Origin of the sequence: Pseudoduganella flava (genome assembly GCF_007830495.1) — a bacterium.
GTDB lineage: Bacteria > Pseudomonadota > Gammaproteobacteria > Burkholderiales > Burkholderiaceae_D > Rugamonas > Rugamonas flava.
On the sequence record NZ_VLKW01000003.1, the window covers coordinates 170,626 to 197,610 of the forward strand.

At 67.0% G+C, this 26,985-nt stretch carries 18 protein-coding genes; 16 read left to right on the forward strand and 2 right to left on the reverse strand.

Features of this window, described 5'->3' with window-relative positions; all coding sequences use genetic code 11:
* Positions 1-258 precede the first annotated feature (258 nt).
* The 9 genes from IP92_RS08960 to IP92_RS09000 all read left to right on the forward strand — a co-directional run bounded on the left by IP92_RS08960 (position 259) and on the right by IP92_RS09000 (position 12,072).
* Complete coding sequence (locus tag IP92_RS08960) at positions 259-2,118, forward strand: CHASE2 domain-containing protein (protein ID WP_145874214.1); 1,860 nt, start codon at positions 259-261, stop codon at positions 2,116-2,118.
* A gap of 3 nt (positions 2,119-2,121) precedes the next feature.
* Positions 2,122-3,348 carry a tetratricopeptide repeat protein gene (locus IP92_RS08965; protein WP_145874215.1) on the forward strand — a complete coding sequence of 409 codons (1,227 nt, stop codon included), beginning with the start codon at positions 2,122-2,124 and terminating at the stop codon, positions 3,346-3,348.
* 67 nt (positions 3,349-3,415) lie between these two features.
* Positions 3,416-3,736, forward strand: a complete 321-nt coding sequence (locus IP92_RS08970; RefSeq protein ID WP_229418729.1) for a VanZ family protein — start codon at positions 3,416-3,418, stop codon at positions 3,734-3,736.
* A 4-nt stretch (positions 3,737-3,740) separates the two neighbouring features.
* Positions 3,741-4,490, forward strand: a complete 750-nt coding sequence (locus tag IP92_RS08975; RefSeq protein WP_145874216.1) for a Crp/Fnr family transcriptional regulator — start codon at positions 3,741-3,743, stop codon at positions 4,488-4,490.
* A gap of 126 nt (positions 4,491-4,616) precedes the next feature.
* Positions 4,617-5,417: an ABC transporter permease gene (locus IP92_RS08980; RefSeq protein ID WP_145874217.1), complete on the forward strand. Its 801-nt coding sequence runs from the start codon at positions 4,617-4,619 to the stop codon at positions 5,415-5,417.
* A complete protein-coding gene (locus tag IP92_RS08985; RefSeq protein WP_229418701.1) occupies positions 5,414-6,652 on the forward strand; it encodes an ABC transporter ATP-binding protein in 1,239 nt (412 codons plus the stop codon). Before IP92_RS08980 ends, IP92_RS08985 begins: the two co-directional genes overlap by 4 nt.
* On the forward strand, positions 6,649-7,944 hold the full coding sequence (locus tag IP92_RS08990; protein WP_145874219.1) for an FkbM family methyltransferase: 1,296 nt from the start codon (positions 6,649-6,651) through the stop codon (positions 7,942-7,944). The genes IP92_RS08985 and IP92_RS08990 overlap by 4 nt, the downstream gene beginning before the upstream one ends.
* An 11-nt stretch (positions 7,945-7,955) precedes the next feature.
* A complete protein-coding gene (locus tag IP92_RS08995) occupies positions 7,956-10,901 on the forward strand; it encodes a glycosyltransferase (RefSeq protein ID WP_145874220.1) in 2,946 nt (981 codons plus the stop codon).
* On the forward strand, positions 10,891-12,072 hold the full coding sequence (locus IP92_RS09000) for a glycosyltransferase family 4 protein (RefSeq protein ID WP_145874221.1): 1,182 nt from the start codon (positions 10,891-10,893) through the stop codon (positions 12,070-12,072). Before IP92_RS08995 ends, IP92_RS09000 begins: the two co-directional genes overlap by 11 nt.
* Here the strand turns inward: IP92_RS09000 and IP92_RS09005 are convergent.
* Complete coding sequence (locus tag IP92_RS09005) at positions 12,023-13,252, reverse strand: acyltransferase family protein (protein ID WP_158206725.1); 1,230 nt, start codon at positions 13,250-13,252, stop codon at positions 12,023-12,025. The genes IP92_RS09000 and IP92_RS09005 overlap by 50 nt on opposite strands.
* Before the next feature lie 142 nt (positions 13,253-13,394).
* Between IP92_RS09005 and IP92_RS09010 the strand changes: the two genes are divergently transcribed.
* From IP92_RS09010 to IP92_RS29870, 6 genes are all read left to right on the forward strand, one after another.
* Positions 13,395-15,416 carry a hypothetical protein gene (locus tag IP92_RS09010; protein WP_145874223.1) on the forward strand — a complete coding sequence of 674 codons (2,022 nt, stop codon included), beginning with the start codon at positions 13,395-13,397 and terminating at the stop codon, positions 15,414-15,416.
* Between the two features lie 190 nt (positions 15,417-15,606).
* Entirely contained in the window at positions 15,607-17,619 is a 2,013-nt protein-coding gene (locus tag IP92_RS09015; protein ID WP_145874224.1) for a hypothetical protein, read from the forward strand.
* 23 nt (positions 17,620-17,642) lie between these two features.
* Positions 17,643-18,590 (forward strand): glycosyltransferase family 2 protein, encoded by a 948-nt coding sequence (locus IP92_RS09020; protein ID WP_145874225.1) that lies wholly within the window; start codon positions 17,643-17,645, stop codon positions 18,588-18,590.
* Complete coding sequence (locus IP92_RS09025) at positions 18,583-19,275, forward strand: GNAT family N-acetyltransferase (RefSeq protein ID WP_199271934.1); 693 nt, start codon at positions 18,583-18,585, stop codon at positions 19,273-19,275. The genes IP92_RS09020 and IP92_RS09025 overlap by 8 nt, the downstream gene beginning before the upstream one ends.
* Complete coding sequence (rffA, locus tag IP92_RS09030) at positions 19,272-20,408, forward strand: dTDP-4-amino-4,6-dideoxygalactose transaminase (protein ID WP_145874227.1); 1,137 nt, start codon at positions 19,272-19,274, stop codon at positions 20,406-20,408. Before IP92_RS09025 ends, rffA begins: the two co-directional genes overlap by 4 nt.
* A 120-nt stretch (positions 20,409-20,528) precedes the next feature.
* Entirely contained in the window at positions 20,529-22,181 is a 1,653-nt protein-coding gene (locus IP92_RS29870; protein ID WP_158206726.1) for a hypothetical protein, read from the forward strand.
* 63 nt (positions 22,182-22,244) lie between these two features.
* Here IP92_RS29870 and IP92_RS09040 read toward each other — a convergent pair whose 3' ends face one another.
* Entirely contained in the window at positions 22,245-23,714 is a 1,470-nt protein-coding gene (locus IP92_RS09040; protein WP_145874228.1) for a DEAD/DEAH box helicase, read from the reverse strand.
* 170 nt (positions 23,715-23,884) lie between these two features.
* On the opposite strand from IP92_RS09040, the gene IP92_RS09045 reads away from it, so the two are divergent.
* Positions 23,885-26,980, forward strand: coding sequence for a two-component regulator propeller domain-containing protein (locus IP92_RS09045; protein ID WP_145874229.1), 3,096 nt, complete (start codon positions 23,885-23,887; stop codon positions 26,978-26,980).
* The last annotated feature ends 5 nt before the right edge of the window (positions 26,981-26,985 follow it).

A 26,985-nucleotide genomic window follows, 5' to 3' on the forward strand; every position in this document is an offset into this window, starting at 1 on the left:
AGACTCCTTGGTTAACTCGAGATAGGGTAAAACTGAAGCAATAACGCAAAAACGGGCTAAAACAATGACGGGCTTGCCCCATATTTTCGCACTGTATCGAATTCGCCCCGCCGTGCCCATCGTTGTTACGAAATCTCACCATTTTTGAAGCCTGCGCGCAACGCTGCTTGCCTCTGGCGCAATCCTTACCAAGTTTCTTCCGGTGACGGTATACTGACAGGTCATGCATTCGACGCCTACCTCCCCGCCCGCCGCCCGATGAACATCAGCTCCCGCTCAGCATTCCGGCAGAGCGCACTGCTCGCGCACTTGCTGATCGGGCTGCTTGCGGTGTCGATCGGCGTCTGGGCCCAATACCGCAACGGTCCGTCGATCCCTGGCGACGAATGGCTGCGCGATATCGTTGTCCGGTTGCAGGCCAGCCCGGTACCCGAAGAGCGGCTGGTCGTCGTCGATATCGACGAAAGCAGCCTGCGCCGCTCGGGCGCCTGGCCCTGGTCGCGCGATCGGCTAGCCCATCTGATCGAAAACCTGGTCGGCCCGTATGGCGCCCGCGGCGTGGCCCTCGACATCGTGTTGCCCGAACCGGCCGACCGGACCGGCGACGAACGCCTGGCGATGCTGGCCCGCTTCGGCCCGCTCGTGCTGCCGCATTCGTTTGTCTTCGACGGCAATGTACCGTTGCGCGTCGGCCAGCTCACCGGCGGCACGCCCGGCCCCGTCGGCGGGGCTGTCGTCGCCAACGGCTACATCGCCAACCATGCCGGGCTGGCAGGCGCACGCCAGATCGGCAATATCGGTTTCGTTCCCGACCAGGATGGCATGCTGCGGCGCCTGCCGATGCGCACGTGGTTCGAGAGGAAACGGTATCCGACGCTCAGTCTCGCGCTGCTCGAATGCTGCGGCGGCAAGGCTGCCGCGATCCGCGGCCCGACGGCAGGGCTGACCAGCGGAGACGGGCTGCAGCGTATTCCCTACAGCCGCGCCTGGGAAGCCTATCTCGTCGTGCCCGCTGCGGACGTCCTGCAGCAGACCGTGCCGGCGGACTGGTTCCGCGGCAAGCTCGTACTGATCGGCTCATCCGCGCTGGGCCTGGCCGACCGCGTCGCCACGCCGCTGCACCCGAACACGAGCGGACTGCTTGTCCATGCCGCCGCACTCACCGGCCAGCTCGACGCGCGTGAGGGACTGGCGCCGGCGCCCTGGCCGGGGCGCGCGATCGGCACCGCGTTCGTCGTGCTGCTCAGTATTGTCGGAGTCGTCACGCTGGCCACGCTTCCAGCGGTCGCCAATGCCGCGCTGCTGGGTGGCGCAAGCTTGCTGTGGCTGGGCGCCGCGTACGTGATCGCGCCGCACGACGCGCAGTTTTCGCTGATCGGCCCGCTCCTGAGCGCGCTGACCCTCGTCGCACTGGGCGTGCCTGTCGCATGGCAGAGCACCCAGCGCCATTCGCGCCGGCTGCTGGGGACGCTGCGGCAATACGTCGCGGACGCCGTCGTCGACGAACTGTTGCGCAGCGACCTGGCCGATCCACTGACGCCCGTGCGGCGCGAGGTCACCACGCTGATCGCCGACATGCAGGGCTACACCACGCACGTCGAAGCCCTCCCCGTGGAGCAGGCTGCCCAGCTGACGCGCGACTTCCTGAACTGCCTCAGCGGCCCGGTCCTCGACCACCGCGGCACGCTGGACAAATTTACCGGCGACGGCCTGGTGGCGTTCTGGGGAGCGCCGCTGCCGGTGGCCGATCACGCCGACCAGGCGCTCGACGCGGCCCTCGACATCATCCTGGCGATCCGCGCTTTCAACGCAAGGCGCGCTGGCGCGGGCCTGGCGCCGCTGCGGGTCCGGATCGGCATCGAAAGCGGCATCGCCGTGGCCGGCGACTTCGGCTCGGCGGCCCGCAGCATTTATACTGCGGTCGGCGACAGCGTCAATGTCGCCTCCCGGCTCGAGTCCGCGGCGCGCGACCTGCCGTACGACCTGATCATCGGCCCTGGCACTGCCGCGCTCGCGCAGCGCCATGCCTTGACGGGGATCGGGCGCACCCAGCTGCGCGGCCGCGAACAGCACACGGAGCTTTATACCTTGACCGCCCTGACCGCGAACGAAGGATAGTATTTGAAATCGACATTCCGCGCCTTGTTCCCGGCGGTGCTCGCCGTACTACTGGCCCTGGCATCTCCCGTGCATGCACAGCCGGACGAGAAGTCCGAGGACCTGTACCTGGTGGCCATGCAGATGATCAACGAGGGGCGTTACGACGACGCCGGCTCGACGCTCGCCCGCATGATCCTGCAGGGGCCGCGCCATGCCGGCGAATGGTTCGACATCGCGCTGCTGCACTGTGCGCTGGGCCATGCGCAGGAGGCCGAAGCGCTGTTCAAGGACATCGAAGCGCGCTTCGACCCGCCGCCCGGCGTCCAGCAGCTGATTGCCCAGCAGCGCGAACGCGGCTGCGCGATGCCGCGCCAGAACCGACTGTGGGCGCTGGAGCTGGGCCGCGGGCACGATACCAACGTCAACCAGGGGGCCAGCAATCCACTGTTCGAGGGCGGCAACGGCGTACCGCTCGAGCTGCTGCCGGAGTACCTGCCGAGGGCCGACGGCTATACGACGCTGGTCGGCGATTACCTGGGCGACCTCGGCCGTAATGGCAATCTCGGCTTCGCCCAATTCTATGGCCGCCGCTACGACCACGAGTCGCGCTACGACAGTTTTTCCGTGCTGGGCGGCGTCGAGCATCCATGGCGCCGCGCCAACTGGCGCTTCCGCAGCATCGCCGCGGGCGGGCTGCAGATGCTGGGCGGCCGGCTGTACCAGGAACACCTGCAAGTGCAACTACGCGCCGTGCCGCCATGGAAACTGCCGGAGCGGTTCGATCTGACTTTCGTCGGCGCGGCGTCGTATATGCACTACAAGACGCTGAGCAATTTCGATGCTGCGACGGCCGATTTGCGCGCGATCCTCGGCTACGGCACCGGCGGTACGCGGCTGCAGGCGATGCTCGGCTACACCTTCGACGAAGGCAATACGAGCCGGCCGGGCGGCGACCGGGACGGCTGGTCTGCCCGGCTGTTCGGGCGCACGGCGCTCGGGCCGAAGCTGAGCGGGGAAGTCGACTGGGCGCGTCAGCAATGGCGCGGCGACACCGCGTATTCGCCTGGCCTGATCGACATCTTGCGTCGCCAGGCCACCCGCTCGGTCCGCGCCGCACTGGTCTATACGGTAACGCCGGAACACAGCGTGCAGCTCGAATGGCGGCAGATCCATAACCGCGAAAACATCTCGATCTTCCAATACGACAGCCGACAGATCCAGCTGAGCTGGCGCTGGTATCCGCGCTGACCGTTACAATTCTTTACGCACGTTTATTGCTGTGATTCAGTGGGAAATGATAGGGTTCTGCCTGTTGGTGGCACTGGTGTGCTTCGGCTGTCTCGTTCCGAACGAATGGCTGCCGTCGCTACCGAACGACAAACTCATGCATTTTTTGGCGTTCGCCGGCCTGACGTTAATGTTGTGGCCGCTTGCGAGCGGCGTCGCGTTCGCCGTGTCTGTTGTCGCGCTGCTGGCCGGCGGCTGGGCGATCGAATGCCTGCAGACGCTCGTCCCTGGCCGCGGGTTCAGCTGGCGCGATCTGGCGGCCAACGCGGCCGGCATTGCCGCAGCGTGTATTCTGTTGCTGGCCTGGCAAACATGGGCCGATGACGCCTACCGCATTTTTGTACAATAACCCGATGACCACGTCTTCCGAACAACCCGGTTCCGCCGCGAGCGCCGTACCGAAAGATGGCGAGCCCACGACGACGCAGAATGTGCACGTCCATCTGCGCAATATTCCGCTGCTGTCCGGGCTTTCCGACCAGGAGATCCTGAGCATCAAGTCGGAATTGCGCTTCCGCCAATACGGCAAGCGCGAAGTCGTGCTGCAAAAAGGCGGGGCCGGCGACGGCCTGCTGTTCCTGCTGTCCGGCCAGATGCAGGTGATCGACATCACCGAGGATGGCCGCGCGATCGGCCTGCGCATGCTGTCGCCGGGCGACTTCTTCGGCGAGATCGCCGTGATCACCGGCTCGCAACGCACCGCATCCGTCGTCGCGATGACGCCGGTGCTGGTCGCCTTCCTGCCGGCGCCCGCGGCGCTGCACCTGTTCTCCCATTCGCCGTCGGTCGCCAACCAGATGCTGCGGCACCTGGCGGAGAAGATCCAGCGTGACTCGGCATTCCGCTCGCTGCTCAGCATTAACAACACGTCACGCCGTATCTACACCTATCTGGCGCAAATGAAGAAGACGCAGCCGGGCCAGCCGGACGTCGTCGAAAACCTGCCGACGCACCAGGATATCGCGAACATGATCAATACCAGCCGGGAAACGGTGACCCGTGCGCTGCTGACACTGACGCAGCAGGGCATCGTGCAGAAGGACACGCATCGGCTGATCATCCTGAAGCCCGCCGACCTGCAAAAGCTGGTCGAAGGCGGATGAGCCGCCGGGCCTCTTGTTACCCGGTTGGCAAGGTATAATCGCCCGTTTTTGTCCGGCCGCCGGCCGGCGACTTTCGTTACGCTCCATGATTCTGATCCCCGCCCCCGCTCGAGCCGGAGAGCGTCCATGATATTGCTGGGACGCCTGCACAATATTGCAAACTACCGCGGTTTCATTGCCGGTAGCGTGAAACGCGAATTCCAGTCGAAATACCGGAATTCCATCCTTGGCGCCGCCTGGACGATCCTGAATCCGCTGGCGATGATCATCGTCTACACGGTGATTTTCTCCCAGGTGATGCACAACCGCCTGCCGGGCGCGGGCTCCGCTTTCGCCTACAGCATCTACCTGTGCGCCGGCGTGCTGACGTGGAACCTGTTCGCCGAAATCACGACCAAGGCGCAAAGCGTATTCATCGACAATGCCGGGCTGATCAAGAAAATCAATTTCCCGCGCATTTGCCTGCCCGTCATCGTCGTGCTGAATGCCTGCCTGAACTTCGCCATCATCTTCGGGCTGTTTACCGCCTTCCTTCTCATCACCGGTAATTTCCCCGGCTGGACATGGTTCGCCGTCTTCCCCGTGCTTGCACTGCAGATCCTGCTGGCGATCGGGCTGGGCATCACGCTCGGCGTCCTGAACGTGTTTTTCCGCGACGTCGGCCAGTTCTTTGCGATCTTCCTGCAATTCTGGTTCTGGTTCACGCCGGTCGTCTATCCCGTCGCGGCGCTCCCGGAGAATGTGCGCGGCCTGCTGGCATGGAACCCGATGGCCGCGGTGATCCGCGCCTACCAGGACATCCTCGTCAGCCACCAGTTGCCTCAATGGACCAGCCTGATACCGGCAGCCGTGCTCGCGCTGCTCCTGTGCCTCGTCGGCATGCAATTGTTCCGCAAACGCGCTGGAGAAATGGTGGACGAGCTGTGAACGGCCAGATCAACGTCCGCGCACTGGGCAAATCGTATAAACGGTATCCCAACCATCGCGCCCGCCTGCTGGAATGGGTACTGCCGGGCAACCGGCCGCGCCACCAGGTCATCCACGTGCTGCAGGACATCTCGTTCGACGTCGCCGCCGGGGAAGCCGTCGGCATCATCGGCATCAACGGCGCCGGCAAGAGCACCCTCCTGAAGCTGATCACGGGGACGGCCACGCCGACCACCGGCAGCGTCAGCATCGGCGGCCGGGTCGCCGCGATGCTGGAACTGGGCATGGGGTTCCACCCCGATTTCTCCGGCCGCCAGAACGTGTACATGGCCGGGCAGCTGCTGGGCATGTCGGTGGACGAGCTCACGCAGCTGATGCCGGACATCGAGGCATTCGCCGAGATCGGCGCCTATATCGACCAGCCGGTGCGCGTGTACTCCAGCGGCATGCAGATGCGGCTGGCGTTCAGCGTCGCGACCGCGCGCCGGCCCGACGTGCTGATCGTCGACGAGGCGCTGTCCGTGGGCGACGCGTATTTCCAGCACAAGAGCTTCGAGCGCATCCGCGCGTTCCGCAAGGATGGCACCACGCTGCTGATCGTCTCGCACGACAAGGGCGCGATCCAGTCGATCTGCGACCGCGCGATCCTGCTCGACGCCGGCCGCATCAGCAAGCAGGGCACGCCCGAGGAAATCATGGATTTCTACAACGCGATGCTGGCCGACCGGGAAGGAACGAACGTGCGGCAGGAAGCGGCCGAAAACGGCAAGCTGCAAACGATCTCGGGTACGGGCGAGGCGACGGTCGCGGACATTGCGCTGCTCGACGCGGCGGGCCAGCCGGCGGAAGTGCACGGCACCGGCACCCCTGTAACGCTGCGCATCAAGGTCGCGGTTCATGCCGACCTGCCTGACCTGACGCTGGGCTACCGTATCAAGGACAGGCTGGGCCAGAACATCTTCGGTACCAATACCTACCACAAGGGCATGCCGATCCCGCCGGTGCGGGCGGGCGACGAGCTGGTATTCGATTTCCACTTCCCGCTGAACCTGGGGCCCGGCAGCTATTCGATCGCCACCGCGCTGCACAGCGCCGACAACCACCTGATCGACAACTACGAGTGGCGCGACCTCGCCCTGGTGTTCGAGGTGATGAACTTCGCCCACGGCTATTTCGAGGGCTGCGCCTGGCTGGACCCACGGATCGACATGAGCAAAAGCGACAACCGATCATGACATTTACTTCGTACGCGCGCAATTTCGAAGACCTGCTGCTGTGGCGCGCCCTGCGCGACGTGCCGCACGGCTTCTATATCGATGTCGGCGCCGGCGAACCACGCCGGGACTCCGCGACCCATGCGTTCTACGAGCGCGGCTGGCGTGGCATCAACATCGAACCGGCGCCCGGCATGCAGCGCCGCCTCGCCATCGAACGGCCGGCCGACGTGAACCTGCCGTGCGGTGCCGGCGCGGCACCGGCGACGCTGCCGTTTTTCGAGGAAGCGGACGGACTGGGCTCGACGTTCGATCCCGACCAGGCGCAGCGGCTGAGCGTCGCCGGCCACGTCGTGCTGCAGCGCGAAGCACCGGTCCGCACGCTCGCCGCGATCTGCGCCGAGCAGGCGGTCGGCGCCATCCACTTCCTGCGCATTGCCACCGGCGGGGCCGAGGCGCAGGTGCTGGCGGGCTTCGACCTGGCGCGTTGGCGGCCCTGGATCGTCGTCGTCGAAGGCGATGCGGGACGCGAGGACCTGCTGGCGGCGGGCTACCGGTTCGCGTACACGGACGCACGGAACTGCTACTACGTCGCGCCCGAGCAGGCGCACCTGGCCGCGACGCTGGCGGTGCCGCCGCACCCGGCCGACGATTTCGTGCTGTGCGAAGGCCATCCCTACAGCCAGCCACTGGACGAATGGCGCCGCCGCACGGCCGCCGCCGAAGCCGCCGCCGACGAGGCGCGCAACTGGGCGATGGCGCACGTCAAGGAGTGGAAGGACAAACACTATCTGTCCAACGAAAACGCGCAGAAGGCGCGCCGCGCGGAAGCGGAACTGGCGGCGCTGACGGCGCGCCTGGCTGAAGCGAATGCGCGCCTGACGGACCTGACCAACCGCGCCCGCCAGGCCGATGAAATGGATGCGACGCTGGCGGCGGTCTATGCCAGCCTGTCGTGGAAGGTCACGCGGCCGCTGCGCGGCGCGAGGAACGTGGCACGCGCGGCGGTGCGCATCGGCCGTCGCACGGCACAGGCGGCGCGTACCGGAGCTATCCGGGTCGCCAAGGGCCTGCTGGGCCGCGCCATCCGCTTCGTCGTGTCGCGCCCCGCCCTGGCCTTCTTCCTGCGGCGCCAGATCGCCCGCTTCCCGGGCCTGGTGCCGCGCGCACGCGCCATCCTGATGCGCAGCCGGCACACGACCGCAGCCCCTGGCGGCGGCGCAACGGCAACGGACCTGACGCATGTTCCGGATGCGGCCCGACGCGTGTTCGCGGACCTGTCGCGCCCCCGGCGCCAGCCTCCCCATTCCTGACCTGAAACCTTATGCGTATCGTACTCGACCTGCAAGCGTGCCAGGGCTCCAGCACGCACCGCGGCATCGGCCGCTATTCGATGGCCCTGACGCTGGCGATGCTGCGCCAGGGCGGCAACCACGAATTCCGCCTCGCGCTGAATTACCGGTTCCCGGACAGCGTGCGCAGGCTGCGCAAGACGTTCGACGGCCTGCTGCCGCAGACGCACATCGGCGGCTTCGAACTGCCGGAGGCGATCTGGGAACATCAGGTAGCCAACAGCTGGCGGCTGAGGGCGGCGGAGCAGGTGCGTGAACACTACCTGGCCTCGCTGAACCCGGATGTCGTGCACGTTTCGAGCCTGTTCGAAGGACTGGGCGAAGACGCCTGCGTGTCCGTCGCGCACAGCCGCAGCCGCTTCAACACGGCCATCACGCTGTACGACCTGATTCCGCTGGTGCGCAAGGAAACGTATCTCACCGATCCGCACGTGGCGAACTGGTACTACCGCAAGCTGCAAAGCCTGAAGAACGCGCAAGTGCTGCTGGCCATCTCGGGCCATTCCCGCCGCGAAGCGATCGACGCGCTGCAGCTGCCGGAAGACCAGGTCGTCAACATCTCGTCGGCGGTGGACGACATCTTCTTGCCAATGCAGGTCGCTCCCGCGGACGAGGCCGCGCTGCGCGCACGCTATGGCCTGCCGCGCCCGTACATCATGTACACCGGCGGCATCGACTATCGCAAGAACATCGAGGGGCTGATCGAGGCGTACTCGATGCTGCCGGGCGCGCTGCGCCAGAAGTACCAGCTTGCCGTCGTCTGCAGCGTCCCCGATACCGAACGGTTGCGACTGCAAAACCTGGCTACCCGCTTCGGCATTCCCGAGGGCGACCTCGTACTGACCGGGTTCGTGCCGGACCAGGACCTCGTCACGCTGTACAACCTGACCGACCTGTTCGTCTTCCCATCGCTGCAGGAAGGCTTCGGCCTGCCCGCGCTGGAAGCGATGTCCTGCGGCGTCGCGACGATCGGCTCGAACAACAGCAGCATCCCGGAGGTGATCGGCCGTGCCGACGCGTTGTTCGACCCGAACCGGGTCCCCGATATCGCCGCGAAGATCGAGCAGGCGCTTACCGACCGTGACTTCAACGCGAGCCTGCGCGCCCACGGCCTCGTGCAGGCGAAGGAATTCTCGTGGGATGCCAGCGCGCGCAAGGCGCTGGACGCATTCGAGCACGCCCACGAACGGCGCCTGAGCCGGCCGGCCGTCAGCGTGGCGGGCGCGCAGCCACGGCGCCTGCGCCTGGCCTTCGTGTCGCCGATGCCGCCGGAGCGCTCGGGCATCGCCGACAAGAGTGCCGAGCTGCTGCCCGAACTGGCCAGGTATTACGACATCGAACTGGTGCTGGCCCAGCCCGATCTCGCCGATCGCTGGGCGATCGCGAACTATCCGCGCCGTTCGGTTGAATGGTTCGAGCAGAACGCATGGCGCTATGACCGCGTGTTCTATCACTTCGGGAACTCGGCGTTCCACGCCCACATGTTCGAGCTGCTGGCCAGCCATCCCGGCGTCGTCGCGCTGCACGACTTCTACATGAGCGGCGCGGTCAACTACATCTCCGCCGCCAGCGGCAACCGCGATCATTATTGCCAGGCGCTGTATGCCTCTCATGGCTACGCGGCGCTGGTTCATGAACGCGAGCGCGGCCGCGAGGAATCGTATTACCGCTATCCGTGCAATCGGCACGTATTGGAAAACGCCGCCGGCATCGTGGTGCATTCGGCCCACTCGAAAGAGCTGGCGGAGCGGTGGTACGGCCCGGGCAGCGCGGACGACTGGCGCCTCGTGCCGTTGCTGCGCACCCTGCCTGGCCAGGTCGACCGCGCCGGCGCACGCCGGCACCTCGGGCTGGGCGACGACGACATCCTGTTTTGCTCGTTCGGCCTCGTCTCGATCACGAAGTGCAACGAACGGATCCTCGAGGCGTGGCTCAATTCGCCGCTGAACGACGATGCCCGATGCCACCTCGTGTTCGTCGGCGAGAACGACGTCGGCCCGTTCGGCAACGCGCTGGCCGCGCGAATGGCCGGCCATCCGCGCGTCCGCATCACCGGTTTCGCGTCGCAGGAACTCTATCAGACCTACCTCGCCGCGGCGGACATCGCGGTACAGCTGCGCGCACGCACGCGCGGCGAAACGTCGGCGACGATCCTCGATTGCCTCGCCTACCGCCTGCCCACCGTGATCAACCGGCACGGCTCCGCCGCCGAGATGCCGGAACAGGTGGCGCTACGCCTGCCCGACGAGTTTTCCGATGCCGAGCTGACGATGGCACTGCTGCGGCTGCGGCGCGACCGCGAGTTCGCGCGCCGGCTCGGCGACGCCGGCTACGACTACCTGTACGCCGAACACCATCCGGCACGCGTTGCCCGCCTGTACCACGAGGCCATCGAGGCATTCGCGCAGGACGGCCAACGGTCGCGCTACCTGGAGCTGATCGATTCGCTGGCGCTGCTCGATACCGGCATCGCGCCGACCGACCAGGACCGCCTGCAGGTGGCGGCCAGCATCGCTGCCAACACGCCGGTGCTGGGGCCCCGCCAGTTGCTGGTCGACGTGACGGGCATCGGTGCCGATGACGCGGCCGCCGCGCTGATCCGGCCGCTGCTGCTCGCCCCTCCGGCCGGCTGGCGGGTGGAGCCCGTACGGATCGAGGACCACCAGTACCGCTATGCGCGCCGCTTCGCGCTCGCGCTGATCGGGCATCCCGAACTGCCGCTGGACGATGCGGTGGCGCTGCTGTCGTGCACGGACGCCCTGTTGCTGGCGCACGACGCTGCGCCGGAAACGTTGCCGGCCGCGCCATTCGTGCGGGGCGTCACCGTGCTGAGCCTGCCCGCGCAACTGACCGCGCAGGACGTCGCCGGCTGGCTCGCCACCGTGCTGCCGCCGGAAGGCAGGGCGCATGCGCACTGAGCCCATGCGCAGCCGGCAGTTGCTTGTCGACCTATCGATGCTGGTGCAACACGACGCGCGCTCCGGCATCCAGCGCGTCGTGCGCAGCGTGTTCGCCGCGTTGCACGCGGCGCCGCCGCCGGGCTGGCGCGTGGCGGCGGTGCATGACGCCGGCGGGTACTACGTGTACAGCCGCAGCCATACCGACGGCACGCCGGCCGGGGACGACCCGCCGATCGCCGTCGACGCCGGCGATATCTTCCTCGGCCTCGACCTGGCACCGGAACATATCGTGCGCAACCAGGCCGTGCTGGCCGACCTGCGCCAGCATGGCGTGCGCATCCACTTCGTCGTCTACGACCTGGTGCCCCTGCTGCTGCCGGAACTGTTCCCGCCCGGCCTGCCGGAAGCATTCCGCCGCTGGTTCGATGCCGCGGCGTCCGTCGCCGACGGCTTCGTATGCATCTCCCATGCGGTGGCCGACGACGTGCTGGCGCAGCTCGAAGCCGCGCCGCCACGGCGCACCGGGTTGTTGCGGATCGGCTGCTTCCACTTGGGCGCGGACGTCGCAGCCAGCCAGCCCAGCAGTGGCGAAACACCCGGCGAGGCCGGCGTGCTGGCCGCACTGGCGGCGCGGCCGACCGTGCTGATGGTGGGCACGCTGGAACCGCGCAAGATGCACGGGCAGGCGCTCGACGCGCTAGAAGAATGCTGGCGCCGCGGCGAAGACGTGAACTTCGTCGTTGTCGGCAAGGCGGGCTGGCTGCTGGACCGCCTCGCCGCGCGCCTGCGCAATCACGCCGAATGCGGCCACCGGCTGTTCTGGCTGGAACAGGCAAGTGACGAAACGCTGCTGCGGCTGTACGAGGGCAGCAGCGTCCTGCTCGCTAATTCCGCTGCCGAAGGGTTCGGCTTGCCGCTGATCGAGGCGGCCCGCCATGGCTTGCCGGTACTGGCGCGCGACTTGCCGGTGTTCCGGGAAGTGGCCGGCAGCCACGCGACCTACTTCACCGCCGACAACGGCAGCCAGTTGGCCGACGCGCTGCAGCAGTGGCTCGCCGCATATCGCACCGGCGCGGCCATCCCCTCCGTGGGCATGCCGTACCTGGACTGGTCCGCAAGTACCGCCCAGCTGTTGCGCGTCATCCTGGACGGCTGCTGGGACCGGACGGCACCGGCTCGCCTGCCCTGACCTGCTGGACCTGCGCGGCAGGATGAGCGGGACGGGCGCGCGGACCGAAGCGCCGCTCGAAGACCCGCGAGAACATCCACGCGCCGATCAGGCACACCGGGACGCCGGCGGCCAGCAACAGCAGGAAGCGCGTCAGCGGTTCCTCGACCAGCAGCAGCGTGGCCCCGTACAGGGCCGTCAACAGCGGGATGTGAATCAGGTACAGCGAGTAGGAGAACCCTCCCACCTTCACCAGTGCGCTGCTCTCGAGCAAACGGCGCAACGGCTGGGTCGGCGCGACGCCGGCCAGGCCGACCAGCAGCGCGGCCGTCAGCGCGCCGGCCAGCGGATCGAACCAGCGGAACATCGCATTGTGCCGCAGGACGCTCGGCACGTCGACGATCGGATAGGCATGGAACGCGGCGCCGATGGCCACGACAAGCAGCAACGCGGCGAGCCACGCCCCTTTGCGCAGCATGGCCCGGACGGATTCGAACCGTGGACTGAACGCCAGCGCAGCTGCGGCGATCCCCTGCACCAGCAGCACTACATAATACGGCGGCTGTGGTACCGAGGCATCGATCACCGGAATGCGGGGAAACGCATCCGACAGCGCCGTCAGGGCCACCGCGGCAACGGTACCCGCTGCCAGCAGTGCCGCCACGCCATGCCGCCGCCACACCCAGATGAGCAACGGGAAAACGGCATACAGGTGCCACTCGGTCGCAACGCTCCAGAAAGGACCATTCACGTTGTTGTATTGCGGGTAGATGTCCTGCATCAGCAGCAGATTGGTCCACAGCACCTGCCACGGCATGTCGCCGGTGAGGCCGAGATCGTGCCGTGCCCACCGGACGATCGGAACGAACGTGTTCACCAACAGGATCAGCGCCAGCGTGGCGAAGTAAGGCGGCAGGATGCGCGCCGCCCGGGCGGCGAAGAAGCCTTTCAACCCGCCGCGGTATGTGCCGTCGCCGCGTACCAGCGGTAGCGCAAGGCAGAAACCGGACAACACCAGAAACACATCGACGCCGTAATGCATGTACATCAGCGCGTTGAGGGGCGCCGCGGCCCAGCCTTCCCACGCCGTCCAGCCGAGCGGGAACAGGCGCAGATGGCCCAGCATGACCCACAGCGCGGCAAGCGCCCGCAAGCCATCGAGAAATAGGAGCCGGTCGGCGGGGAGCTGGCGGTCAGTCACGATACGATCCGAAAAAAGTAGCATTGTATGCTTTCGGCCCCGCAGTTGTCCTCTGCCGGCCGGCCGATCGGCATGGGAATATCGTTGGACAATTGAAAGCAATACCGCCCCGGGTTATACTCGATATTTTTGGCCAGAATAAATGGCATTTAACTTTTGCCGCCGCAATCTTATTGCGCTGCTCGCCGCCGCGTGCTGTGCCAATCTCGCGCTGCTGGTATTCTTTCTGGCGTTCGATTACCAGCTGATATTTCATTCTGATTCAGCGGTAAAAAATCTTCTCGCCCAGGAAATCGTCGAGACCGGGCAGTATTTCCCGACCGAATGGAACTACGTAAACAAGGACCTGTGGGTTTTCTACGGCCACGTCTTTGTAATTCCGCTGCTCGCCGTGATGCCGAACGGATTTGCCGCGCATTTTCTCTCCGACTGCGTCTCGGCCACACTGATCGTCCTCGGTGGCTGGCTGTTCACCGGCATGCTCGGCGCTTCCCTGGCGGCACGGCTCGCCGCAACCGCCGTCCTCACCGCCGGCCTGTCGTTGTCGATGGCCGAACACGTGTACGGCCAAGCCGCATATGGATCGATGTTCTATTTCGCCTGTTTCCTCGCGTACGGCTACTGGTTGCAGGTGCGCGGCGAGGACGCGCGACCGAAGTCCGGAGCGGTATTGACGGCCGCGGCGGCCGTCGTCGTCTGCTGGAGCAATCCGCAGCGCGCGCTGGTGTTCTACGTAGTGCCGTTGATCGTGGCGGCGTTCGCCCTGGCGTTCGCGCTCCGCGGGACGGCAGGCCGCGCGCACGCGCGGGCGCTGCTGGTGTTCCTGGGCGGCTGCATCGCGGGGTTCCTGCTGAACAAGCTGACCTTGCAGCACGTGCGCACCGTGCCTGGCCTCACCGAACTGGCGTGGCGCGACTTCGCGGGCATGCTGCACAACACGAAGGGTCTGCTGCGCGCGGTGCTCGGGCTGTTCGACGGCCTGCCGCGCCTGGACAGCAAGGTTACCTCGCCCTACGGCGCCTATCAGGCGCTGCGCCTGCTTGCGGCATTGGCATTGCTGTACCTGCTGCCGCACGCGCTGATCCGTGCGCTGCGCGGCGGCCACCCGGGCCGCCTGTTTGCCGCCGCGTTCGCAGGCACCGCGCTGACGCTGAATCTGCTGTTAATGATTACGACGTCCCTGACCGACGTCAACGCGCCGGAAGGATCGGCGCGGTATCTCGTTCCGGCCTTGCTGTGCGCGCTGCTCATCTTTGCAGCCGCCAGCGCAGACCGCCTGCACACCGGACCGGTCGCACGTCCCGTGGCGCTCGCCGTCCTGCTGCTCCTCGCCAGCAGTGCCCCGACGTCGTACCTGATACCTTACGCGCAGCGGTACTCCCTGCCCCGCACCACTTTGGTGCCGACGGGCGACATGCGCCTGCTTGCGTTCCTGGAACAGCACCAACTGCGCTATGGCTACGCGACCTTCTGGCATGCCGGCAAACTCACGGTGTTAAGCGCGCACGCCGTACGCATCCGGCCGGTCGAATTCCGCGACGGCTTGCCGATGCCTTTGCGCTGGCTTTCGTCCAACCGCTGGTACGACCCGGCCTACCATCGGGGCGCATCCTTCCTGCTGCTGCACAAGGACGAGGCGGCGGCCGACCTGCCGCGGCTGCGGCAACACGTCGGCGGCGACATCCAGACACTGAGTTTCGAGGATTGGCGGATCGTCGCCTTTGAACACAACCTGGCTGAGCTGCCGCAATGGGATGACGGCGCACGCCGGTCGACCCGGTATACCGCCTCGCCGCAGACGCCCCGCACCGCCGGCGCCTTCGATGCCACCTTGCACGCCAGTACCGCCCCGGCCGGCGTCGCAGGCGCACTGCAATTCGGGCCGTTCCGTACGCTCGACCGCGGCACCTACGTCGTCAGCTACGAGCTCGACTCGGATGCGGTCGGCGGCGAGCTGGGCACCGTGGATGTCGTCGCGGGCGCGAAGACGTATGCCAGCGCACCGGTCTCCGGGGCAGGATGGCGTACCGTGACGCTGCAATTCGCGCTGGATGAAGCCGCGTCCAACGTCGAGTTCCGAATTTTCACCAACGGCCGCAGCCGCATGTCCACACGTGGTGTGGAACTGCGCCGCGCCTTGCCGGCGGCGCCCCGCGGCCAGTAGGCGCCGGTAATTGGCGCCCCACCTCGAATTAATAAATCCACAATCGGATGCTATACTAGTCATTTTCTTACGGAAACATGCGCTTGCGCTGCCCCGTCATCTGCGGCGGGTATCTCCGCAACGCCTCCGCGGCCGGCCGGTCGCAGCGCTCATCCCCTGAACAGATTAGCCGGATAATCGAATACCTATCATGTCGAACACCTCAGCTGCGAGCCTGCGACGACTGGCCACACGGGTCTTGCCGTGGCTCCTGGCAGTAAATCTCGCGCTTCTGCTTTTTTTCCTGGTGTTTGACTACCAGACGATATTCCATTCCGATACGGCGGTACGTAACCTGCTGGCGCAGGAAATCATCGAGACTGGCCGCTACTTCCCGCCCGAATGGAATTACGCCAACGGCGACCTGTGGGTACTGTTCACTCACACGTTCGTGCTGCCGTTCCTGCCGCTCCTGCCGAACGGCTTCGGCCTGCACATATTGTCCGACCTGATCACGGCGGCGTTGATCGTGGCGGGCGGCGGCCTGTTCATCAAGCTGCTGGACGTCTCCGGCACGGCCCGCCTCGCCGCGCTGTGCGTCCTCACCGCGGGCATTTCCATCCTGATGGCCGAACACGTGTACGGCCAGGGCGCGTACGGTTCGATGTTCTATTCCGGCGCCTTCCTGCTGTTCTGTTACTGGCGCACGCTGTATGAGGACAGCCGTCCGCTCGCGTGGGCTGGCGCGACCCTGCTGATCGCGCTGCTGCTGTTCTGGTCCAATCCGTTGCGGGCCGCCGTCATGTATGCACTGCCGCTGCTGGCCGCCGCAGTCACCGTTGCACGCCTGCCGGCTGCCCGCGCCTATCGCCACTGGCGCGCAGCGCTCGCGTTCGCCGCCGGCAGCGCCGTCGGAGTGCTGCTGCATATCGTCACGCTGAAGACAGTACAGAATTTGCCGAGCCCGCCGCTGCAGTGGTTGGATTTCGACGGCATGCTCCACAGTGTCAAGGTGGTCCTCGAGGGCTTGCTGCTGCTCTTCGACGGCACGCCCCGCTGGGATTCGACCGTGACGAGCCCCCTCGGTGCGTATCGCCTGCTGCGGCTGCTCGCAGCGCTGGCCCTGCTGTGGCTGATGCCGCGGGCGCTGGGGCGACTGCTCCGCTCGGAGCATCCCGCCCGCCTGTACTGTGCGGTGTTCACCGCGACGGCAGCAGCCCTGCCGCTGCTGCTCCTGCTCACTACGACGCTGGCCGACATGGGCAGCCCGGATGGCGCGGTCCGCTACCTCGTCCCGTCCCTGCTATGCATGCTGCTGATCTTTGCCGCGCTGGCCGTGGATGGCTTGCACCTGTCGTCGCGCGAGCGCATCGCCTGTCTCGCGGTCGTCACCGCGCTCGCCAGCAGTGCGGCCATCGCCTATACCTTCCCGTACCGGCTGTTCTTCCTCCAGCCGCCGGCGCTCAAGCTGCCGACCCAGGCGGCGCGCCTGGTCGCGTTCCTGCAGCAGAACGGCCTGCGCTACGGCTATTCGACGTTCTGGAACGCGGGCAAGCTGACCGTGCTGAGCGCCCATGGCGTGCGGATCCGCCAGGTCAATTTCGAGCACGGATTGCCGATGCCGATGCGCAAGCTATCCTCCAATCGCTGGTACGACCCCGACTATTTCCACGGCGAGACGTTCCTTCTGCTGCAGGACAATGAACTCCAATCGGCAGACCTGCCGTTGCTCGCGCAGCGCCTGGGCGAACCCGTGCGCACGCTACGCTTCGAGGACTGGACCGTCATCGTCTATCGCCGCAACATCGCCGAGCTAAGCGAATGGGACCGCGGCGCACGCCAGCCGATCGACTATGCCGTCACGGAGCATACGCCCCACCAGCTCGGCACGTTCGACGGTACCCGCCTCGTCGCGCCTCCCGGTGCGGCGGGCGCGCTGCATTTCGGCCCCTTCCGGGTACTCGTCCCCGGCAGTTATGTCGTCACGTTCGATATCGACACGAGCGGCGACGGCGCCGCCGGCTTCGGCACCGTCGATGTGACGGCAAGCGGTGGCACACGCACCCTCGCGCGGCAGGAAATCACTGCAACCGGACCGCACCGCATCGCGCTGCGCGTCGACACCACCACGGTACTGGGCGCGGTGGAATTTCGCGTCTTCACCAACGGCAAGGGCCGCATCGCAATCAGCAACGTGCGCCTCGAACGCGCCCGCGCACCATAAAGCATCACCAAGAGAGAGAAAGCATGGAGCACCCCCTGATATCCGTCGTCATCCCTGTCTACCGGGCCGAAAAGATCCTCGACGAACTGTATCGCCGCCTCAGGAACGCCCTCGAGACCGTATCCCCCCACTTCGAGATCGTACTGGTCGAGGACTGCGGCCCGGACCGCTCGTGGGACGTGATCGAACGCCTCGCCGCCGCCGACCCGCGCGTGATCGGCCTGCAGTTCTCGCGCAACTTCGGCCAGCATTACGGCATCACCGCGGGGCTCGACCGCTGCCGCGGCGACTGGGTCGTCGTGATGGACTGCGACCTGCAGGATGCGCCGGAAGAGATCCCGCGCCTGTACGCGAAGGCGCAGGAAGGCTACGACGTGGTGCTGGCGCTGCGCGGCGAGCGCCGCGACCCGCTCGTCAAGCGCGCCACCTCGTGGCTGTTCTACCGCATCTTCAGCTACCTGGCCGACATCGACTTCGATGGCGACAGCGGCAACTTCCGCATCATGTCGCGCAAGGTCGTCAACAACTTCACGAAGATGCGCGAGCAGCTGCGCTTCTTCGGCGGCCACGTGCAGTGGATGGGCTTCCCCACCACCGGCATCCGCGTGCAGCACGCCGAACGCCTGGAAGGCACGTCGAGCTACACGTTCGCCAAGCTGTTCAAGCTGGCCGCGGACACGATCATCGCGTATTCGGACAAGCCGCTGCGCATGGCCGCGCGCCTGGGCCTGACGATGGCCGGCGTCTCCTTCGTGTTCGGCAGTTTCATCCTGGGCCGCGCGCTGGTGCAGGGTTCGCCGGTGCCGGGCTGGAGCAGTCTGATCGTCTCGCTGTACTTCATCGGCGGCCTGATCATCGGCATCCTCGGCATCATCGGCATCTACCTGGGCAAGACGTTCGACGAGGCGAAGAAGCGGCCGCTGTACATCGTGCGGCGCATCACGCCCAATGGCGGGCCAAGCGATGATTAAATCGGCACCGTACGACAGCGCGGCCTTCGGCATGCCGGCCTGGGAGATCGCCGAGTACACGGCCGCCACCCTCGCAGCGGCCGACGGCATGCCCGGCCTGCAGACGATCAAGGTCGAGCCGCTGGCCGACAAGGCGCTGCTGCAGCGCCACGGCTTCCATTACTGCGACACGCTGCTGGCCACCCGCGCCGGCGCGGCGCGGCTGCGCCCCGTCGCGCCGCGCGCCGGCCTGACGATCGCGCGTATCGACGCCGGCCATGCCGACGCCGCAGCCGCGCTGGCGATCTGCCATGGCGCGTTCGCGCACGGCCGCTTCCACCGCGACTACCAGCTGCCGCGCGCGGGCGCCGACGTGCGCTACGACAACTGGCTGCGCCAGCTGCTCGCAGCCGGCAATGTCTGGGGTCTGTATGCGGACGGGCTGCTGTCCGGCTTCATCGGCCACAGCGGTGCATGCCTCGTGCTGCACGCGGTCGCCGCCGAATGCCGTGGCCAGGGCCTCGCCAAACATTGGTGGCACCTGGCCGCGAGCGAATTGTTCGCGGCCGGCCATGCCGAGGTCACCAGTTCCATCTCGGCCGCGAACGTGGCCATCATGAACCTGTACGCATCGCTCGGCTTCGCGTTCGACCACCCACAGGACGTTTACCACCGCATCGTGCCACAGGCAAAGGAGCCGACATGACGACAACCGCGCACATTCCCTTCAACAAACCGTTCATGACGGGCCGCGAGCTGTGGTACATCGCGCAGGCGCATACCAACGGCCACCTGTCCGGCGACGGCGCGTTCACCAAGCGCTGCCACGGCTGGCTGGAGCAGAAGGCCGGCAGCCGCCGCGCGCTGCTGACGCACTCGTGCACCGCCGCGCTGGAGATGGCGGCGCTGCTGGCCGACCTGCGCGAAGGCGACGAAGTCATCATGCCGTCGTACACGTTCGTCTCGACCGCCAACGCGTTCGCGCTGCGCGGCGCTGTGCCCGTGTTCGTCGACATCCGGCCCGATACGCTGAACATCGACGAGACGAAGATCGAGGCCACGATCACGCCGCGCACGCGGATGATCGTGCCGGTGCACTACGCCGGCGTGGCCTGCGAGATGGACACGATCATGGACATCGCGCGCCGTCACAACCTGCTCGTCGTCGAGGATGCGGCGCAGGGCATCATGTCCACCTACAAGGGCCGCGCGCTCGGTTCGATCGGCCACATGGGCGCGTACTCGTTCCACGAGACGAAGAACATCATCGCCGGCGAAGGCGGCGCGTTGCTGGTCAACGACCCGGTGTATGCGGAACGGGCGGAGATCATCCGCGAGAAAGGCACCAACCGCAGCCAGTTCTTCCGCGGCCAGGTCGACAAGTACACCTGGGTCGACATCGGCTCCTCGTACCTGCCCGGCGAAGTGATCGCCGCGTTCCTGTGGGCGCAGATGGAGGAAGCCGACAGCATCACGACGCGCCGCCTGGCCCTGTGGCACCAGTACGACGAGCTGCTCGCGCCGCTGGAAGAGCGCGGCCTGCTGCGCCGCCCGCGCGTGCCGGCCGACTGCGTACACAACGCCCACATGTACTACATCCTGCTCGATTCGCTGGAGCAGCGCACCCGCGTGATCGCGAGCCTGAAGCAGCAGGGCATCTCGAGCGTGTTCCATTATGTGCCGCTGCACAGCGCGCCGGCAGGCCTGCGCCACGCGCGCGCGCACGGCGAGCTGCCGCATACCGACGGCCTGTCCGAGCGGCTGCTGCGGCTGCCGCTGTGGGTCGGCCTGGAAGAGCACCTGCCGCGCGTCGTGACGGCGCTGAAGGAAGCGCTGTAACGAGCCGGAGGTGGCGAAGGAGAAGCGGGCCGCGGCCCGCTTTTCGTTTGGGCGGCCCACAACCTGTTTTCCATTGTCCCGGCTGTCGGGGATAATGCCATGTCTCCACGCACACGAACAATGCGCCATCACGATCCCCACCACCCGACCTGGCTGCGCACCCTCCTGCCGGTCCTGTTTGCCGTCAACGTCGCCCTGCTGCTGTTCTTCCTGGCGTTCGACTACCAGCTGATCTTCCATTCCGATTCGGCGATCAAGAATCTGCTTGCGCAGGAAATCGTCGAGACTCATCGCTTCTTCCCACCCGACTGGACCTATGTGAACAAGGACCTGTGGGTGCTGTACGGCCAGGCGCTGGTGCTGCCGCTGCTGGCGTTCATGCCGAACGGGTATAGCGCGCACGCCGTGGCGACAGCCCTGTCGGCCGCGCTGGTGCTGACGAGCGGCTGGCTGCTGACGCGCATGCTGGGGGCATCCCGCACGGCCACGTGGGTCGCGCTGCTGGTGCTGAGCTCCGGGCTGTCGCTCAGCATGGCGGAACACATCTATGGCCAGAGCGCCTACGAGGTGATGTTCTGGCTCGGCGTGCTGCTGTTGTACGGTTACTGGGCGCACCTGCAACCGGGTGCGCGGCACGGCGCGGGCGTGCTGGTGGCCGCCATGGCCGTCGTCGTCTGCTGGAGCAATCCGCAGCGTGCCCTCGTGTTCTACCTGCTGCCGTTGCTGGCGGCGGCATGGGCCCTGCGCAATGCCGGCCGCGCATCCGGCGCTGCCCATCCGCCGCTCCGGCACGGTCGCACGGTGCGCCTGTTCCTGCTCGCTTCCGTGGCCGGCATGGCACTGTATGGCTACACGATGCACGGCGCGCACAATGCGTCGGCCGTCAACCACGTGGTGTGGCGCGACCTGCAGGGCATGGGCAGCAACCTGCTGTCGATGTTCCGCGGCGTGCTGCTGGTGCTGGACGGCCTGCCGCAACCGGACAGCCGCGTCACGACGGCCGAAGGCCTGTATGCGATGGTGCGGCTGCTGGCCGCCGCCGCCGCGCTGTACCTGGTGCCGCGCGCGCTGCTGCGCATGCTGGGCGATGCGGCGCCGGGGCGGCTGTTCTGCGCCACGTTCGTCGGCACCGCGCTGGCGCTGAACCTCCTGCCGCTGCTGACGACGTCGCTGACGGACCCGAACAATCCGGACTCGATCCGCTACCTGACGCCGTCACTGCTGTCGATGCTCGTGATCTTTGCCGTCGCTACCGTCGACACGGCCGATACGTGGGCCGTACGCCGCCGCGCCGGCGTGCTGACGCTGGCGGTACTGGCGACGAGCGCACCGACCTCGTACCTGTTCCCGTACGTGCAGACATACGGCATGCCGACCACCCGGCTGGCGTCGACGGCTGAAACGCGCGTGATGGCCTTCCTGCGCCAGCAGGGCCTGCGCTACGGCTATGCGACGTTCTGGCATGCCGGCAAGATTACCGTGCTGAGCGACCACGCCGTGCGGATCCGCCCGGTGGAGATCGTGAACGGGATGCCGACGCCGTCGCACTGGCTGTCGTCGCGCCGCTGGTACACGCCTGGCTACTACCAGGGCCCGACCTTCCTGCTGTTGCGCAAGGGCGATCCGGCCGTGGATACCGCCGCCCTTGCCGCCCGGCTGGGTACGCGGGTGCGCGTGCTGGCGTTCGAGGACTGGCAGATCGCCGTGTTCGACGTGAACCTCGCGAACCTGCCAGCGTGGCCCGCGGCGCTTGGGCCAGTGCGCATACCTTGAGCCCCGGCTGATGCGGGCGTAAAAAAAGCGGACCGCCGGTCCGCTTTTTTTTCATCCGCTGCCTTACTCCTTGCGCAACCCACCCAGCAACGCCGCCACCTTCTGCTTCGGCTTCGCGGCCGACGGCGCCGGCGCAACGGATGCCGTCGCACCCGCGGGCCCACGGCTCGGCTCATACGGCTTCAGGAACCAAGGATCGATCTTGTCGCGCCGCGGTGCCATCGGGCGGCCGCCGCGGTCCGGGCGTTCGCCACGTTCGGGGCGCTCGCTCCGTTCGCTGCGTTCGCCACGCTCCGGGCGTGCCGACGCGCGCCGTTCGCCGTGGCGCTGCTCGCCGCCGCGGCCGGACGGGTTGAAGCCTTCCAGCGCGCCGCGCTTGATGGTCTGCTTGATCAGCTTCTCGATGTCGGCCAGCAGGCGCTCGTCCTTGTCCGAATAGATCGAGATCGCATCGCCCGAGGCGCCGGCACGACCCGTGCGGCCGATGCGGTGCACGTAGTCTTCCGCGTTGTACGGCAGGTCGTAGTTGATCACGCACGGCAGGTCAGAGATGTCCAGGCCGCGCGCGGCCACGTCGGTCGCCACCAGCACGTCGATCTCGCCGCGCTTGAACGCTTCCAGCGCGGCCATGCGCTCCTGCTGCGTCTTGTCGCCGTGGATCGCGGAAGCCTTCATGCCTTCCTGTTCCAGGCCGCGGGCCAGGCGCGAGGCGCCGATCTTCGTGTTCGAAAACACGATCACCTGCTTCATCTCGCGCTGGCGCAGAATGTAGGCGACGGCGTCGCGCTTGTGCTCTTCCGAAACCTTGTAGACCACCTGCGTGACCTTGTCGGCCGTCGCGTTGCTGCGCGCCACCTCGATCGTCACCGGGTTGGTCAGGAAGCTGTTCGCCAGCTTCTTGATCTCGGGTGAGAACGTGGCCGAGAACATCAGGTTCTGGCGCTGCTTCGGCAGCAGGTTGATGATGCGCTGCAGGTCGGGCAGGAAGCCCATGTCCAGCATGCGGTCCGCTTCGTCCATCACCAGCATCTGCACCTGCGACAGCGAGATGCTCTTCTGCTCCACGTGGTCGAGCAGGCGGCCCGGCGTGGCGATGACGATCTCGACGCCGCCGCGCATGATCTGCGCCTGCGGCTTGATGTCGACACCGCCGTACACGACGGTCGAACGCAGCGGCGTGTGCTTGCAGTAGTTGGCGACGTTTTCCGCCACCTGCACCGCCAGCTCGCGGGTCGGCGTCAACACCAGCGCGCGCACCGGATGGCGCGCCGGGCTCATGCTCGTGTTCGCATGCGCCAGCAGCAGCTGGATGATCGGCAGCGAGAAGCCCGCCGTCTTGCCCGTGCCCGTCTGGGCCGCGCCCATCACGTCGCGTCCCTGCAACACCACCGGAATGGCCTGCGCCTGGATCGGGGTCGGATGTTCGTAGCCTTGATCCGTCAGCGCCTGCAGGATCGCAGGCGACAGGCCGAAGTCGGAGAAACGCACCTGGGCGGGCGTCGCAGGCTGGGCGGTTGTTTCGATGTCTGACATAAATGAGAGGTCGGGGCTCGAAGCCACCATACTTTCCGATAAAAAACGCTGCAGCGGCCAGAACGGCCAACCCCGGATAATACCTGTTTCGGGCGAGACACGCACAAAATCGCCGTCCGCAGCCCTTTGTTATTGCATAAATGGAATGGGAGTTCTCTTATAATCGGGGGATGCGAGCTACTCATTCCCTTCCGGCGCGCTGGCTGCGCGCGGTCCTGGCGGCGCTGCTGCTGCTGGCCCTCCTGCCCCCGGCCGTCGCCGAGTCGGGGCCGCCACCGACATTGCGCTTCAAGAAGCTGGGGCCGCTCGGCAACGACGAGCCGTCGATGCTGTCGCTGCTGCAGGATCGCCAGGGCTTCATGTGGATCGGCACGCACGTCAACGGACTGTACCGCTATAACGGTTACCAGGCCGTCCGCTACAAGAACATGCCGAACAACCCGAAGAGCCTGCCGCACGACCGCGTGTCGACGTTGTTCGAGGACCGGCAGGGCCGCATCTGGGCCGGCACGCAAAACGGGCTGGCGCGCTTCAACCCGGCCACCAACGACTTCACCGTGTTCGTCGCGCCGCAGGGGCCGAAGAACCGCGGCATCATCAAGGCGATCATCGGCGACGGCAAGGACGGCATGTGGCTCGCCAGCTGGGGCGGCCTGCAGCACTTCGATCCCGCCACCGGCACGTTCACCGTCTACGCGCACGATCCCAAGCAGCCGGCCAGCCTGGCCGCGAACGACGTCAATGCCGTCGCGCGCGATGCGCAAGGGGGCGTGTGGGCGGCCACCTGGCCCGGCGGGCTGGATTACCTGGCGCCCGGTGCCACGTCGTTCGTGCACCACGGCGTCGACCCCGACGGCGGCTCCGATCCGCGCACGAACATCGTGCGCGCACTGCAGTTCGATGCCGACGGCGCGCTGTGGATCGGCACCGAAAGCGGCGTGCTGCGCTGGGACGGCAAGAGCGGCTGGGAAACGCGCCGCCAGGTGCCGGCGCCGAACAGCCGCGTGACGAGTTTTTACGTCGACCGCAGCGGCACGTTGTGGGCCACGACGCTGTCGGCCGGCCTGCTGCGCTGGAACGGGCCGGAAGGCCGCTTCACGCAGTACCGGCATGACCCGAACGACCCGTATTCGCTGCCGGGCGACAGCACCCGCGCGATGCTGCAGGACCGCAGCGGCATGCTGTGGATCGCCACGTTCACGGACGGCATCAGCCTCGTCAACCTGAACAGCAGCGGCTTCGCCCGCTACGTGCCGCAGCGCTACGATATCGGCGGCGGCGGCGGCATCGCCGCCAGCAACGCCGTGCTGTCGATCGCCCGCGCGCCGGACGGCAAGCTGTGGCTGGGCGGGAACGTCGGCATCAGCCTGTTCGACACGGCCGCCAATGCCGTCGTGCGGCGCCACACGTCCGATCCCGGCAAGCCGGGCACGCTGTCGCAGAACATCGTCTACAGCCTGTACCAGGGGCCGGACGGGCCGCTGTGGGCCGGCACGTCGAACGGCCTGAACCGCCTTGACAGCCCGGACGGGCCGTTCCGCGTGATCCACTTCGGCAACCCGGCCAGCGACTACATCAACGCGATCGCAGCGGGCCGCGGCGGCGTGCTGTGGCTGGCCACCGGCAACAGCCTGATCCGCTACGAACCGGCCACGGGCAATTACAAGATCTACCAGAACGATCCGGCCGACCCGGACAGCCGCGCCGTCAACGGCACGTCGTCCGTGCTGGAAGACCGGCGCGGCCGCGTCTGGATGGGCTCCGAGTGGAATGGCGGCGGGCTCGACCTGCTGGACCCGAAGACGGGCAAGTTCCGCCACTTCACGCACCAGCCGAACGTGGCCGACAGCCTGGCCGACGACAACGTCTCCTCGGTGCACGAGGATTCGCTGGGGCGCATCTGGATCGGCACGGCGAAGGGCCTGCAGCAGGTGGTGCAGTCGGGCGAGCGCATCGCGTTCCGCTCGTATGTCGAGGCCACCAACGGTGCCAAGATCCTGGCGATCCGCAGCGACCTGGACGACCAGCTGTGGGTCAGCACGATCGTCGGGCTGTTCCGCGTCGATCCCGCCACGGCCAAGTCGACGCTGTACACGGCGGCGGACGGCATGACGGACGGCTTCACCGTCAACTCGTCGACACCGGGGCCGGATGGCATCCTGTACTTCGGCGGCGTGCACGGCCTGACGGCGGTGTCGCCGCGCGAGGTGCGCAGCCGCTCCGTGCCGCCGCAGGTGGCGATCACCGACATCAAGGTGTACAACCGCTCGCTGACGGAACCCGGCCCGCACGGCGGGGTGACGCTGGAAGGCCCCGTGACGGCGCCGCGCGCGCTGACGTTGTCCTCCGGCGCGTCGGCGTTCTCGATCGAATTCGCGGCGCTGCACTACACCGAGCCGGCGCTGAACCGCTACGCGTACCGGCTGGAAGGCTTCGACGCCGACTGGGTGGAAACGGATGCCTCGCTGCGCGCCGCCACCTACACGAACCTCGATCCCGGCCATTACGTGTTCCGCGTGAAGGCGTCGAACCACCGCGGCCAATGGAACGAACAGCCGGTGACGCTGGACGTGACGATCACGCCGCCGTTCTGGCTGACGTGGTGGTTCCGCCTGCTGGCCGCCGCGCTGACGGCCGCACTGCTGTGGACCATCTACCGCTGGCGCGTGCGACGCCTCATGCGGGTCAGGCACGTGCTCGAGCAACTGGTGGCGGAGCGCACCGCCGCGCTCGCGGAAGCGAACGAGCAGCTGGGCGCGCTCGCGACGATGGATGGCATGACGGGCGTGGCCAACCGCCGCGGCTTCGATGCCGAGCTGGATGCCGAATGGCGCCGCGCCACCCGCACCGGCCAGCCGCTGGCGCTGGCGATCGTCGACCTGGACTGGTTCGCACCGTACAACGAACGCCATGGTCGGGTAGCGGGCGACGCTGCGCTGCGCGCCGTGGCCGGCATCCTGTCGGCCCACGCGCGGCGCCCGACGGATGCCGTGGGCCGCCACGGCGGCGAGGAATTCGCGCTGCTGTGGGCCGGAGCCGACGCGGCCGCCGCGCTGAAGGAAGCGCAGGCGATTTGCGCGGAAGTGGCGGCGCTGGGGCTGCCGCACGAGGACTCGCCGTTCGGCAAGCTCACCGTCAGCATCGGCGTGGCCGCTCTGGCGCCGACGCCGGCCGACAGCTCCGCCGACCTGGTGCGGCGTGTCGAGGACGCGCTGTACCGCGCCAAGGTGCGCGGGCGCAACCAGGCCTTGCTGGCGCAATCGTGACGAGC